This is a genomic window from Actinocorallia lasiicapitis (assembly GCF_054778695.1).
Genome location: NZ_BAAGZI010000149.1, coordinates 1 through 12,759, shown reverse-complemented (window position 1 = coordinate 12,759; position 12,759 = coordinate 1). Strand labels below are relative to the sequence as shown.

At 70.8% G+C, this 12,759-nt stretch carries 12 protein-coding genes; 9 read left to right on the top strand and 3 right to left on the bottom strand.

All coding sequences use genetic code 11. The features are described from left to right. From ACYVE7_RS17845 to ACYVE7_RS17835, 3 genes are all read left to right on the top strand, one after another. A partial coding sequence (locus tag ACYVE7_RS17845) for a DNA polymerase (RefSeq protein WP_460365853.1) occupies positions 1-570 on the top strand: 570 nt, incomplete at its 5' end. Between the two features lie 42 nt (positions 571-612). Beyond that, complete coding sequence (locus ACYVE7_RS17840) at positions 613-882, top strand: hypothetical protein (protein WP_460365852.1); 270 nt, start codon at positions 613-615, stop codon at positions 880-882. Positions 883-1,195: 313 nt separating this feature from the next. Further along, positions 1,196-1,864: a slipin family protein gene (locus tag ACYVE7_RS17835; protein WP_460365851.1), complete on the top strand. Its 669-nt coding sequence runs from the start codon at positions 1,196-1,198 to the stop codon at positions 1,862-1,864. 182 nt (positions 1,865-2,046) lie between these two features. On the opposite strand, the gene ACYVE7_RS17830 is transcribed toward ACYVE7_RS17835, so the two are convergent. Beyond that, positions 2,047-5,547 (bottom strand): AAA family ATPase, encoded by a 3,501-nt coding sequence (locus tag ACYVE7_RS17830; protein WP_460365850.1) that lies wholly within the window; start codon positions 5,545-5,547, stop codon positions 2,047-2,049. 127 nt (positions 5,548-5,674) lie between these two features. Beyond that, entirely contained in the window at positions 5,675-7,585 is a 1,911-nt protein-coding gene (locus ACYVE7_RS17825) for an ABC transporter ATP-binding protein (protein WP_460365849.1), read from the bottom strand. 173 nt (positions 7,586-7,758) lie between these two features. Between ACYVE7_RS17825 and ACYVE7_RS17820 the strand changes: the two genes are divergently transcribed. The 6 genes from ACYVE7_RS17820 to ddaH all read left to right on the top strand — a co-directional run bounded on the left by ACYVE7_RS17820 (position 7,759) and on the right by ddaH (position 11,971). Then, entirely contained in the window at positions 7,759-8,766 is a 1,008-nt protein-coding gene (locus ACYVE7_RS17820) for an LCP family protein (RefSeq protein WP_460365848.1), read from the top strand. Between the two features lie 91 nt (positions 8,767-8,857). Beyond that, complete coding sequence (locus ACYVE7_RS17815; protein ID WP_460365847.1) at positions 8,858-9,016, top strand: hypothetical protein; 159 nt, start codon at positions 8,858-8,860, stop codon at positions 9,014-9,016. A gap of 348 nt (positions 9,017-9,364) precedes the next feature. Further along, the gene (locus ACYVE7_RS17810; protein WP_460365846.1) at positions 9,365-9,520 is read left to right on the top strand and encodes a hypothetical protein; all 156 of its coding nucleotides are present in this window, start codon (positions 9,365-9,367) and stop codon (positions 9,518-9,520) included. Positions 9,521-9,590: 70 nt separating this feature from the next. Continuing rightward, a complete protein-coding gene (locus ACYVE7_RS17805) occupies positions 9,591-10,076 on the top strand; it encodes a glutathione peroxidase (protein WP_460365845.1) in 486 nt (161 codons plus the stop codon). A gap of 62 nt (positions 10,077-10,138) precedes the next feature. Beyond that, entirely contained in the window at positions 10,139-11,035 is an 897-nt protein-coding gene (locus ACYVE7_RS17800) for an oxidoreductase (protein ID WP_460365844.1), read from the top strand. A gap of 99 nt (positions 11,036-11,134) precedes the next feature. Beyond that, positions 11,135-11,971, top strand: a complete 837-nt coding sequence (ddaH, locus tag ACYVE7_RS17795; protein WP_460365843.1) for a dimethylargininase — start codon at positions 11,135-11,137, stop codon at positions 11,969-11,971. Here the strand turns inward: ddaH and ACYVE7_RS17790 are convergent. Further along, positions 11,968-12,627, bottom strand: a complete 660-nt coding sequence (locus ACYVE7_RS17790) for an ABC transporter ATP-binding protein (RefSeq protein WP_460365842.1) — start codon at positions 12,625-12,627, stop codon at positions 11,968-11,970. The genes ddaH and ACYVE7_RS17790 overlap by 4 nt on opposite strands. Between the last annotated feature and the right edge of the window lie 132 nt (positions 12,628-12,759).

Genomic DNA, 12,759 nt, shown 5'->3' with positions numbered 1-12,759 from the left:
GCGCTCGCCGAGGCGTTCACCGCGACGCCCGGCGGGGCGGGCCCCCGCGACAAAGCCAAGATCGCGATGCTGTCGGCGATGTACGGCGGCGGCACCGGCGAGGCCGTCCAGCTCCTCGCGGTCCTGCGCAACCGCTTCCCCGCCGCCTTCGCCTACGTGGAGGAGGCGGCGAGGGCGGGGGAGCGCGGCGAACTGGTGCGGTCGCTGCTCGGCCGCACCTGCTCGGCCGCGGACGCCGCCTTCCGGCAGCTCATCACCACCGAGGAGGGGCGGTCGGCGGCCGCCTCACGCGGGCGTTTCACCCGCAACTTCGTCGTCCAGGCGACGGCCGCCGAATGGGCGCTCGCCCTGCTGGCGCTGATCCGCAACAAGCTCGACGGCCACGCCGCCCACCTGGTCTTCTTCCAGCACGACGAGGTGATCGTGCACGCCCCGCAGGAGGAGGCGGAGCTCGTCACCGCCGTGATCCACGACGCGGCCGCCGAAGCCGCCCGGCTCCTGTTCGGCCCCACCCCGGTGGTCTTCCCGATGGAGACGGCAGTGGTCTCCTGTTACGGGGAGGCCAAATAGAGGCGGCGGGGTGAACGTCCCGAACCGGGGTAGATGATCGTCATGGACGAGAACCTCGACGACCTGTCCTCAGGCGAGCTGCACGACCGGGCGGTGCACCTCGCGGTCAAACGGCATGATGTCGGCTTCCTGTGGAATCTGCTGCGCGACATCCCGGCGGCCAAGGCGAGCACCAGCGACGCCCAGGGCGCCGAAACCGACATCATGCGCGTCAGCGGCCTGGTCAACGACTTCTTCAACGCGGGCGACGGGGAGCTCGCCGACGCCCTCCGCCCTGTCTACCTCGACTACCTGACCAAGCACGCCTCCTGACGCCCGGCTCCCGAGCCGGAAGATCCTGTGCCCGGAAAACGGGTGGCTTGTTCTGTTCGCTGCGTCCTACCGTGAGCGTGCCGCCGCGGTAAGGGGCACACCGGAGATCTCCGGGACGTGTTCCCCGTGTCGCCGCGGCGGTGCCCACTGGCGGGCACGGATCCCGAAGGGTCTGTTGAGGAGCGATCCTCACCAGCGACGTCGCCGCCCGGCCGGGCGCGGGTCGCGGCCTTGCGGACCGCCCCTCGGGGGCCGGTCCCCGCCGCGCTCCGTGGCCGGGCGGCGCCGTCCTCAGCGCGGAACGAGGCGGACGATGGCGGTCACGACGGTCATGGACTGGGAGCGCACGCTCCTCTACCGGGACGGGCGGTTCGAGCGGACCTTGGAGCCGGGCCGGCACAGGTACGACGCGAAGAGATGCGTCCTCGTCGCGGTCGATCTGCGGCCGAGGCTGCTCCAGGTGACCGGCCAGGAACTGCTCACCGCCGACGGTCTCGGCCTGCGTCTCAGCCTGACCGTCCGCTGGTCGGTGACCGATCCGGTGGCGTTCACGACCGGCGCTCAGCACCCGGAGCAGATGCTGCACGCGGCCGTCCAGGAGGCGGCCCGCGACGTCGTCGCCGCCCACACCCTGGACGCCCTGGTCGCCGACCGTTCCCTGCTGGCCGCCTGCACGGCCCCCGTCGCGGCGGCGGTCGCCGAGCTCGGCGTCGCGGTCTCGGACGTCCGGGCCCGCGATCTCATGCTCCCCGGCGAGCTGCGCAAGGCCGCCCTCGAGACGGTCGTCGCCCGCGAGCGCGGCAAGGCCGAACTGGAGCGCGCCCGAGCCGAAGCGGCCGCGTTGCGCACCCTCGCCAACTCCGCCCGCCTCCTGGAGGAGCACCCTGCGCTCCTCCACCTCCGCACCCTCCAGGCCGCGACCGCCCCCGGCACCCAGATCGTCCTCGACCCCCGCGACCGCCCCGGTCCCGCCCGGACCTGACCACGCGTGGCCCTGCCGGGGCCTGACCGTCCCGGCCGGGCTGTCCACCGTGAACATCGGGCACAACGACAACGTCGTCCGGGAAGGCCAGCCCCGGCTGCCTGGGCCTGACGACCCGTGGCCCTGCCTGACCGTCCTGGGCCCTGCTCGGGCGTGACGACGCGTGGCTTGCCCGGGTGGTGTCAGAGGTACTGGCCGAGGTTGGGGTCGGAGGGTTTGGGTGGGGTCTCGGGGAGGTCTTCGGGGAGGAGGACGCGGATGTCGGCGTCGCCGTCGGTGTCCTGGGCGGCGGTGGTGATCCGCCGGGCCTGGAGGGAACGGGCCCGGTCCAGGATGTTGCGCATGAGCCGGGCGTTGCCGAAGGACGAGCCGCGCGGGGCGGCGCGGAGCAGGTCGCGGACGCGGACGTCGACGCCGTCGGCGAGGCTGAGCCCCGCCGTCGTCGCCATGAAGTGGAAGATCGCGACCAGGTCGTCGTCGGTGTAGTCGGGGAAGTCGAGGACGGTCGGGAACCGTGAGGCCAGCCCGGGGTTGAAGTCGAGGAAGCGGAGCATCTCGCCCTCATACCCCGCGACGATCACCACGAGGTCGGACCGGTGCTCCTCCATCAGCTTCAGCAGCTCCGCGACGGCCTCGTGCCCGTAGTCCTGGTAGGAGTCGGCTGGGGTCAGTGAGTACGCCTCGTCGATGAAGAGCACACCGCCCAGCGCCCGCTCGACGGCAGCCCGCACGCGCGGCGCGGTGTGCCCGATGTACTCGCCGACCAGGTCGGCCCGCGACACCTCGACCAGATGCCCCGACGACAGCAGCCCGAGCTTCGCGTAGACCGCGGCGATCAGCCGCGCGATCGTGGTCTTGGCGGTGCCGGGGTTGCCGGTGAACACCATGTGCCTGGTCGGCGACGCGATCGGGATCCCGGCCTCGCGCCGCAGCCGTTCGGCCTTGGCCTCGGCGACGAGCAGATGCACCTCGTGTTTGACGTGCCCGAGCCCGATCAGCCCGTCGATCTCGGCGAGCGGATCGCCCGGCAGTTCCACCCGCCCGGTGGTGGCGAGGGTGTCGGGCAGGTCGACCACGAGGATCTCGTCCAGCGACTCCGTCGAGTCGACGACGCCGTCCTCCAGCACCCGCCGCGACTGGAGCGCGATCGCCCGGTCGAGCAGCGAGTTCATGATCCGTGCGTTGGTGTCGCGCGGACCGGCCTTGAGCAGCGCCCGCACCCTGTCGACGACGCCTTCGGCGAGCGTGAACCCGCTCTCGGCGGTCTTGGCGACGAACACCTGGAGCAGGTCCTCTTCGGTGAGGTCGGGGAACCGCACCACCTTGGTGAAGGTGCGGGACAGGTCGGCGTCCGCCTTCAGCAGCCCGTTGATCGCGGCGTCGGGCCCCGACAGCACGACGACGAGGTCGTCGGTGTGGGTCTGGAGGGTGGCCAGCAGGACGTCCAGTGCCTCCCGGTCGCGCGGCGACTCCGACGACCCCAGCGTGTGCGCGTCAGAGATCACCAGCACGCCGCCGAGCGCCCGCTCGACGGTCCGCCTGACCTTCGGCCCGCTCTCGGAGGTGTACTCGCCGACCAGGTCGGCCCGGTCGACCTCGACCAGATGCCCTGTCGACAGCACGTCCAGCTCGGCGTAGATCCGGCCGAGGATCCGCGCCACCTTGGTCTTGCCGGTGCCGGGGTTGCCGGTGAACACCAGATGCCGGGGCCGTGCGGCGACCGCCATCCCGGCCTCGCGCCGCATCTTGGCGGCCTTCGCCTCGGCGACGAGCGCCGCGATCTCCCGTTTGACGGGCCCGATGCCGGCGCACGCCGCCAGCTCGGCCAGCGGATCGGCGGAGCCGGGCACGAACTGCTGCGGCAGGTCGGCGGCGGTCACCGTGCGCCCGCGTTTGGTGCGGCCGCGCACCGAGGCGATCGCCTGGTCGGCCAGGAACTCCACCAGCCGCGCGTTCCGCAGGTTGAGCATCGGCGGCGTGCGTGTGAGCAGCACGCCGGCTTTCGCGGCGACGGGCCGCGACACGTTCAGCCCTCGCGCGCGCACCGCCCGGACGAACAGCTCGGCGTAGGCTTCCTCGCTCAGCTCCGTGGTCCGGGTGGCGTTGAACGACTGCACCAGCCCGGGGTTGGCGGCGAACAGCCGCTCCTGGCCGCCGACGCGGGACAGCGCCACGACGTTCAGCGCCGGCATCCGCGCCAGCATCCGGCGCAGCTCCTCGACGACGGCGGGACCGCACCGGTCGTAGGTGAGCAGCTTCTCCAGATCGTCGATGACGAGGAGCTGCCTGCCGTCCAGGCACTCCTTGACGCGTGCCTGGAGCCAGAGCACGGCGTCGGACAGGTTGAGGGTCGCGAACACCTGGTCGGACACCCAGAGCGTGTCCCGGATCCGGCCCGCGTCGACGAGCGCCCGTTCCAGGACCGTCACCGCGGTGCCCTTGCCGGTGCCCTCAGGACCGGAGACCAGCAGCCGCACCGGCCCGTCGGCGGCGAGGCTCGCCCGGATCGCCCGCACCAGATCGGGCTGCCCGACCAGCGCGTCGGCCGCCGGATCTGCGCCGTCCTGCTGCTCCTCGACCGGCGAGGCGGCGACCGGCGGGAACCGTTCGACCAGCGGGTTGGCGATGATCGGCCGACGGGTGAACAGCCGGCGCAGATCGGTCTGGAACCAGCGGACCGGCACCTGGGTGGTGGGGGAGGCCGCCGTCTCGGGCAGCCCCTGCACACACCCGGTGATCCGGACGGCCATGTCGAGCCACGCCCGGCACGCGTCGGCCTCGCCCGCCACCAGCGCCCGCGCCAGCCAGTTGCGGATCTCCACCTGCCACGCCTCGACGGCCCAGCTCTCGCGGAGCCCGTCCATCCGCGAGCCGATCGCCTCGTAGCGGGCTGAACCGGTGGCCATCGCCAGCTCGGCGGGCGCCTGCACCTGCGACGCCTGGAGCATCAGCCGGGCCAGCGCCAGCTCCGAGTCCTCGTTGGGGATCACCGAGTTCAGCCGTTCGTGGACCGCGGTGAACCCTTCGACGGCCCACCGCAGGTATCCCATCGTCCCGGTCAGCTCGGGCAGGACCGAGAGCAGTTCGGGACCGGCCCGGTCCGCCCAGATCCGCTCCAGCTCGCCGATCGGCGCCACCAGGTCGATCTCGGGCTGCTGCCGGTCGAACAGTTCGATCAGCGCCCGCCGCCGCGGCTCCAGCGGTTCGAGCCCCTCGAACACCTCCAGCGCCTCACGGGCGAGGGTGAACAGCAACGCCCGCTTCTCGCGGTCGGCCCCGGCCGGGTCGGTCATCCACAGCGCGGGCGGCCGCCACCGGCCCGACTGGGTGAACCAGGCGGTCGTGTCCCGGACGGCGGGCTCGGGGTTGGCCAGGAAGTCCAGCAGCAGCTCGTAGTCGACGTCCCCGCGCGTGCCCGACCGGATCGAGGAGGCCCCCAGCAGGAAGGTCAGCAGCGACCACATCTCCGCGCCCAGCACCGAAGACTCGGTCGCGTAGAACGCGCTCAGAGTCCGTTTGAGCTCGGCCGCCCGCGGATCGCGTGAGAACTCCATCGCGCGCGCCTTCATCTCCTCCAGCAGGCCGTCGGGGACCCGCCAGGGGGTGCCGTGGCCGTACAGGTCGAAGACGGGCTCGTCGGTGACCAGCAACTCGAGATGCTCGGGAAGTCGGGGGGCGGTCATACGAACACCCTAATCCCGGCGTCCGACAGAAGGACGCCGCGCACGGTCGCCCTCACCGCCTGCCACCCCGAACACGCGCCCCGGCCACCCCGTCCGGCCTCCAGCGGGCGCCGGACGGGGCGGGAGGTCAGGTGCGGTAGGCGGACGCCTGGAGCCCGTACAGGTCGGCGTACAGCCCTCCCGCGGCCATCAGGGCGTCGTGGTCGCCCTGTTCGACGACCTTCCCGCGCTCGAGGACGTAGACCCGGTCGGCGTGGCGCACCGACGCCAGCCGGTGCGTGATCAGCAGGACGGTCCGCCCGTCGGCGTGCGCCCTGATCCGTTCGAACAGGGCGTGTTCGGCGCGCGCGTCGAGCGCCGCCGACGGCTCGTCGCAGATCAGCAGCGGTTCGTCCCGGTAGAAGCCGCGGGCCGCCGCCAGCCGCTGCCACTGGCCGCCCGACAGTTCGGCGCCGTCGTCGAACCGCTTGTCGAGCAGGGTGTCGTAGCCGTGTTTGAGCTCGGCCAGCACCTCGTCGGCCCCGGACGCGGCGATCGCCTGGTCGACCAGGTCGGGGACGTCGGGCCGGCCCATGATGACGTTCTCCCGTGCCGTCATCGGCCAGTGCGTGTGGTCCTGCGCGATCACCGCGATCCGTTCGCGCAGCACGTCCGGATCGACCCGCCACAGCGACAGGTCGTCCCAGCGGACCTCGCCGGAGTCCGGGTCGTACAGCCCGGCGAGGATCTTCGCCAGGGTGGTCTTGCCCGACCCGTTCTCGCCGACCAGCGCGATCACCTCGCCGGCCCGCAGTTCGACGCTGACGCCCTTGAGCGCGGGGGAGTCCGCCCCCGGATAGGTGAACACCACGTCGTCGGCGACGATCCGCGCGAACCGCGGCGGCGGCACCAGCAGATCGTCGGTGCGGGACGGGCCGCGCGTCGAGGCCGTCGTGCAGAACGACAGGTAGTCGCCGAAGTAAAGGCCCTCCTCGTAGGTGCGGTTGACCGCGTAGACGAGGTTGGCGAGCGACGACTTGCCGGTCCTGATCGCCAGCACGGCCGTCCCCGCGACGGCCAGCGGCATCACCTCGCGCCAGAGCAGCACCCCGAGCGCGACGTACACCAGGGCCGTCGCGACGCCCTGGAGGGCCTCGCCGGCCGCCCGGGTGAAGGTCATCCGCCGGCTGACGTCCAGCTCGACCTCCATCTCGTGGGTGGCCAGCCGCCCGTACTGGTCGAGCAGCATGTCCCGGACGGTGAACGAGCGGACCTCGGCCGCCTGGTCGCGGTTGGTCATCAGCTCCGCCAGGATCCACCGGCGCCGCCGCGACGCCGACAGCTCGAGCTGCACGTTGTAGCGCATCCGCGCCGACCGCATCGCCGCCCACGCCTCCGGGACGGCCGTCAGCATCAGCAGCGGCAGCAGCACCGGATGGAGGACCCCGAGCGCCCCGGCGGCCGCCATCAGCCCGACCAGCCCGGTCAGCACGTCCACGGTCTGCCGCACGACCGAGGACGCCGAGACGATCCCCCGGTTCCTGGCCAGGTTCAGCTCGTCCAGGAAGGCCGAGTCGTCGAGCGCGGCCAGCTCCACGGAGGTGGTCAGCCGGTAGAGCCGCAGCTCGACCAGCCGCTCGATCTGGGGTTCCAGCCGGTTCTGCGCCCAGCCGGCGCCCGTCTTGAGCGCGCCCTGCGCGGTGTAGGCGAACGCGACCAGCGCCAGGGCGGGCACGGCGTCGCGGACCTTGTCGGGGGTGGGCCCCGCGGCGAACAGGGCGTTGAGCACGCCCGTGGTGGCGAGGAGCCCGAACGTGGTGAACACGCCCGCCGCCAGGTTGAGGGCGACGGTGATGAGCGTGTCGCGCCGGTTGGCCTCCCACGCCAGCTTCACCGACTGGACGATCAGCGCGGGCAGCCGCCGCGCGATCTGTGTGACCTTCGTCTCCGCGAGCTCCCCGGAGTGCAGTCCCCAGGTCGACACGGTGACCTTGGGGAGGTCAGGCCCCGGTTCCCGCTTCTTGGTCTTGGCACGTTTGAGCAGCCCGAACAGCCGCATGTCCCTCCCGTTCCCGGATGACCCCGAAGCTTCCAGTGTCACCCTCAGGTCTGACATTTCGCGTGCCGCGTAGCACTTGGTGCGGTGACGGATTTGATTCGCGAGAACGACGTATCCGTAACTGTCGTCTCATAGCGTGAAGACATATGGACGACCAGGATGGAGTGAGACGCATGGCGCCCCCGTACGCGCCGAACCAGCCGATCCACAGTGATCCCCCCGCGCCCCGCCGCCGCTTCGGCAAGTGGTGGCTGCGCGTCCCGCTCCTGCTGGTGCTCGTACTGCTGATCGTTTTCGTCGGCGGCTACTTCACCCTCAACGGGCGTCTCAAGCATGAGAACGCCCTCGCCGACTACGCGAACCGGGTCGGCGACACCCCGGGGACCAACTGGCTGATCGTCGGCTCGGACAGCCGCGAAGGACTGTCGAAGAAGGACAAGAAGGAGCTGCGGACCGGGAGCGCCGAAGGCAAGCGCACCGACTCGATCATGCTGCTGCACTACGGCGACGGCGGGACCACGCTGCTCAGCATCCCGCGTGACTCCTATGTGCCGATTCCAGGCCACGGCAGCAACAAGATCAACGCGGCCTACGCGTTCGGCGGCTCGCCGCTGCTCGTGCAGACCGTCGAGCAGGCCACCGGCATCCACGTCGACCACTACGCCGAGATCGGCTTCAACGGTTTCGTCGGCGTGGTCGACGCGGTCGGCGGGGTGCGGCTCTGCGTCAAGGACCCGATCAAGGACCCCAAGGCCGGCATCGACCTCAAGGCAGGCTGCCAGGACCTGAACGGCGCCGACGCCCTCGGCTACGTGCGGACCCGCAAGTTCGCCAACGGCGACCTCGAGCGGGTCAAGCACCAGCGCGAGTTCTTCGCCGCCCTGATCGACAAGGCGTCCTCGCCCGGAACCCTGCTCAACCCGTTCCGCGGCGTTCCGCTCGCGCTCAACGCCAGCGGCAACTTCACCGTGGACGACGGCGACGACCTCTACGACCTGTCCCGGATGATGCTCGCCATGCGCGGGGTCTCGGGCGGCGGCGGGGCGACGATCAGCGTGCCGTTCGGCGGGTTCGGCTCCAACGCGGCGGCCGGCTCGTATGTCCTGTGGGACAAGGCCAAATCGCAAGCCCTCTTCAACGCGATCAAGACGGACAAACCGATTCCGCAGAACCTCAAGTAAATCTTTACGGTCCGGGATGTCCTCACCTGTGCGTACACGGGGAATCACTCTTGGTGACGAAGAGTGAATCTAGCGTGCAGGGGTCAACCCAATGATCAAGAAGTATATGAAGTGGGCCAGCATCGCTTTTCTCGTCTGGTACGTGGTGAACAGGCCGGACGGGGCGGCGAGCGTCGTCCAGGGCACGTTGAACTCGCTCGGCGGCGCCGCCGACTCGGTCTCGACGTTCATGACGAGCGCCATCCCATAACCGCAGGCGTCCGCCACGGAGTGACTCGACGAGCCTCCGGTCCGTGAGGATCGGGGGCTCTGTCGTGTCCGGGAGACTTTCGTGTCCTTCGGGGTGATCACTTCCTAGTCGGCGGGCCGGGCGGCCTCCACCGGTCTTTCCCGAGGTCGGAGGCATGTTCGGGCGATCGTTCCGCCGGAGCGCGCAAACCCTTGTGGGTACGGGGCTCTCGGCGCGTGCCGGGACGTCTTACGATGGGCATACATCGTGGCGATGGAGCCACACAAAGGTCTCTTTGCGGGCATCCAACTGGTGGGCACAACTGAATCGGGTCAGTGTGTCAATGCATAACAAGAGGGACGGCGCCTGATGAACAAGAACGTCCGCTACGTGGCGATCGCCTTCGTCATCTTTTACCTGCTCAGCCAGCCGAAGGCTGCCGCGCAGGTGGTGAACAACGCGTTCTCCGCCGTCGGTGACGCAGGCGGGCAGCTCGCGCTGTTCGTCAACACCCTGGGAACCTGACCCCCGTCAGTTCCCAGAATCCACCGGGCACGGCAACGGCGCCGTGTCACGGGACTCGTATGATCACGTCATGAGTCCTCTCAACGTGGAAATCGGGTCCCTGCAAGGGGGACCGGCCGACCTGGCGCAGTACCAGGGGAAGGCCGTGCTGGTGGTGAACGTCGCCTCCAAGTGCGGTCTCACTCCGCAGTACGCCGGGCTCGAACGCCTCCAGGAGACCTACGCGACGCGTGGGTTCACCGTCCTCGGCGTCCCTTGCAACCAGTTCCTCGGCCAGGAGCCCGGCTCCGCCGAGGAGATCGCCGCGTTCTGCTCGGCCGCCTACGGGGTCTCCTTCCCGTTGACCGAGAAGGTCGAGGTGAACGGTCCTGATCGGCATCCCCTCTATCAGGCGCTGGTCGGCACCGCCGACGCGACGGGCCACTCCGGCGACGTCCGGTGGAACTTCGAGAAGTTCCTGATCGCTCCGGACGGTTCGGTGCAGCGGTTCTCCCCGCAGACCGAGCCGGACGACGACACCCTGGTCGGCGCCATCGAGAAGGTCCTGCCCGCCTGACGGCCCCTTAAAGACCCCCCGGGTGTTGCCGCCGTCACATGATCGGTCTAGGTTCCCTTGCCATGAGCTGGACGACTGCGGACATTTCCGATCAGCACGGCAGGCGCGTGATCGTCACCGGTGCCAACAGCGGCATCGGCTTCCATACGGCTCTGTCGTTCGCGCGGGCCGGGGCCGAGGTGGTCCTGGCCTGCCGGAGCGCTGAGCGGGGCGAGGCGGCGCTCGGCCGGATCAAGGAAGCCGTCCCCGGCTCCGCGGTCGTGCTGGCCTCCCTCGATCTGGGCTCGCTGGACTCGGTCCGCGCCTTCGCGGCCGCGCAGGCGAAGACCCCCCTCGACCTGCTGATCAACAACGCCGGGGTGATGGCGCTGCCGCGCTCGACCACCGCGGACGGGTTCGAAACCCAGTTCGGCACCAACCACCTCGGCCACTTCGCGCTGACCGGGCTGCTGCTGCCCGCACTGCTGGAGCGCCCGGGGTCCAGGGTCGTGACGGTCGCGAGCTTCGCCTCGTTCTGGGGGCGGATCCGGCTCGACGATCTCCACCGCGAGCGGAAGTACAACAAGTGGGCCGCCTACGGTCAGGCCAAGCTCGCCAATCTGCTGTTCGCCAAGGAGCTCGGCCGCCGGGTTCCCGAGGTGGTGAGCGCCGCCGCGCATCCCGGGTACGCCCGCACCGCGCTGATGGCCAACTCCGCGGGCCAGAGCGGCAGCCGGTTCGAGGCGATCAACTACGCGATCGGCGGAGCGCTGTTCGCCCAGTCCGAGGAGGCCGGCGCCCTGCCGACCCTGCGGGCGGCGCTCGACCCGGCCGTCCGCAGCGGCGAGATCTACGGCCCGCGCCTGGTCCTGCGGGGCGCGCCCGTCAAGGGCTTCCTCAGCCCGCGCGGCGACGACCAGCGGACGGCCGCCCGGCTCTGGGCGGAATCGGAGAAACTTACCGGAGTCAGCTACGGCTGAACGAATCGCCATCCGTCCCGGGGATCACGCAACGAACCAACGGTCGTGTGCATGATCGGCGCATTCCCTCGCTGACCTGGTCTTTCTAGCATTTCCCGCATGACCTCCTCCGTTCTCGAGCCCGCCGTCGCGCTCACCTCGACCCGCCGGCACTACCTGATGTGCCGCCCGTCGCATTTCGCCGTCACCTACGCGATCAACCCGTGGATGGACCCCGAGGCCGGGGCCAGCGCGGAGCAGGCCGTCGCCCAGTGGGAGGCGCTCCGCCAGGCGTACATCGGGCTCGGCCACGAGGTCAGCCTGATCGAGCCGGAGCCGGGACTGCCCGACATGGTGTTCGCCGCCAACGGCGCGACCGTCGTCCAGGGCCGTGTCTACGGCGCGTCGTTCGCGTTCGAGGAGCGCAAGCCCGAAGGCCCCGCCTACGAGGCCTGGTTCCGCGCCAACGGCTTCGCCGACGTGATGACCCCGACCTTCACCAACGAGGGCGAAGGCGACTTCCTCACCCTCGAGCACGTGATCCTCGCCGGGACGGGCTTCCGCACCAGCATCGACGCCCACAAGGAGGCGCAGGAGTTCCTGGGCCTGCCGGTCGTCACCCTCCAGCTCGTCGACCCGCGCTTCTACCACCTCGACACCGCGCTGTTCGACCTCGGCAACGGCAACGTCTGCTACTACCCGGGCGCGTTCTCCGAGGGCAGCCTGCGCGTGCTCGGCAACATGTTCCCCGACGCCGTCCTGGCCACCGAGGCCGACGCGGTCGTCCTCGGCCTCAACGCCGTCTGCGACGGCGCCAACGTCGTGATCAACGCGGAGGCCGTCGACCTGATCGCGGCGCTGCGCGAGCGCGGCTACACCGTGCTCCCGGTCGACCTGACCGAGCTGCGCAAGGCCGGCGGCGGCCCCAAGTGCTGCACGCTGGAGATCCGCAACTAGTCCACCGCACGGACGCGCCCGTCCTCGATCCCGACGATGTGATCGACCAGGTCAAGGGCGCGTTCGTCGTGGGTCGCGACGAGCACGGCCGCGTCTTCGGCGCGGGCGTGCCGTCGCAGCAGCTCCATCACGGCACGGCCGCGTTCGCGGTCGAGGGCCGCGGTCGGCTCGTCCGCCAGCAGCACCTTCGCGCCGGTGTACAGCGCCTGCGCCACACAGACCCGCTGACGCTCCCCGCCCGAAAGCTCCGACGGGTAGCGGCCGGCCTTCCCGGCGAGGTCGACGGCCGCCAGCAGCTCGTCGGCGCGCGCCGGATCCGGCGCCTCCCGGGCGACGACGCTCCGCACCAGCAGGTTCTCCCGCGCGGTCAGATAGGGGATCAGTGCCCCGCCCTGCAGGACGAACGCCACGTCGTGCGGTCGCCGCCGATCCCGGTAGAGATCGTTCCCGGCCACCTCCACCCGTCCGGACGACGGCCGCAGCAGCCCGCCCGCGACGGCCAGCAGCGTGGTCTTCCCCGATCCGCTCGGCCCGAGCAGCGCCACCACCTCGCCGGGGCGCAGCGCCAGGTCCACCCCGTGCAGCACCTCGGTCTCCCCGTAGCCGTGCGTGATCTCGATGAGGTCCATGGCCGTTCCGTCCTGCCGTCCGGTCATGCCGACCGGCCGATGGCCAGCAGCGGGTCGATGGTGAGCAGCCGCCGCAGCGACACGGTCGAGGCGGCGAGCGCCAGCGCGGCGAGCAGTCCCGTCGCGGTCAGCAGGTCGGCCGCCCGCAGGGTGAAGACG

Excerpts from the sequence above, each read along its gene's own strand:
- ACYVE7_RS17840 (WP_460365852.1), top strand. The coding sequence starts at position 613 with ATGGACGAGAACCTCGACGACCTGTCCTCAGGCGAGCTGCACGACCGG.
- ACYVE7_RS17835 (WP_460365851.1), top strand. The coding sequence starts at position 1,196 with ATGGCGGTCACGACGGTCATGGACTGGGAGCGCACGCTCCTCTACCGG.
- ACYVE7_RS17830 (WP_460365850.1), bottom strand. The coding sequence starts at position 5,547 with ATGACCGCCCCCCGACTTCCCGAGCATCTCGAGTTGCTGGTCACCGAC.
- ACYVE7_RS17825 (WP_460365849.1), bottom strand. The coding sequence starts at position 7,585 with ATGCGGCTGTTCGGGCTGCTCAAACGTGCCAAGACCAAGAAGCGGGAA.
- ACYVE7_RS17820 (WP_460365848.1), top strand. The coding sequence starts at position 7,759 with ATGGCGCCCCCGTACGCGCCGAACCAGCCGATCCACAGTGATCCCCCC.
- ACYVE7_RS17815 (WP_460365847.1), top strand. The coding sequence starts at position 8,858 with ATGATCAAGAAGTATATGAAGTGGGCCAGCATCGCTTTTCTCGTCTGG.
- ACYVE7_RS17810 (WP_460365846.1), top strand. The coding sequence starts at position 9,365 with ATGAACAAGAACGTCCGCTACGTGGCGATCGCCTTCGTCATCTTTTAC.
- ACYVE7_RS17805 (WP_460365845.1), top strand. The coding sequence starts at position 9,591 with ATGAGTCCTCTCAACGTGGAAATCGGGTCCCTGCAAGGGGGACCGGCC.
- ACYVE7_RS17800 (WP_460365844.1), top strand. The coding sequence starts at position 10,139 with ATGAGCTGGACGACTGCGGACATTTCCGATCAGCACGGCAGGCGCGTG.
- ddaH (WP_460365843.1), top strand. The coding sequence starts at position 11,135 with ATGACCTCCTCCGTTCTCGAGCCCGCCGTCGCGCTCACCTCGACCCGC.
- ACYVE7_RS17790 (WP_460365842.1), bottom strand. The coding sequence starts at position 12,627 with ATGACCGGACGGCAGGACGGAACGGCCATGGACCTCATCGAGATCACG.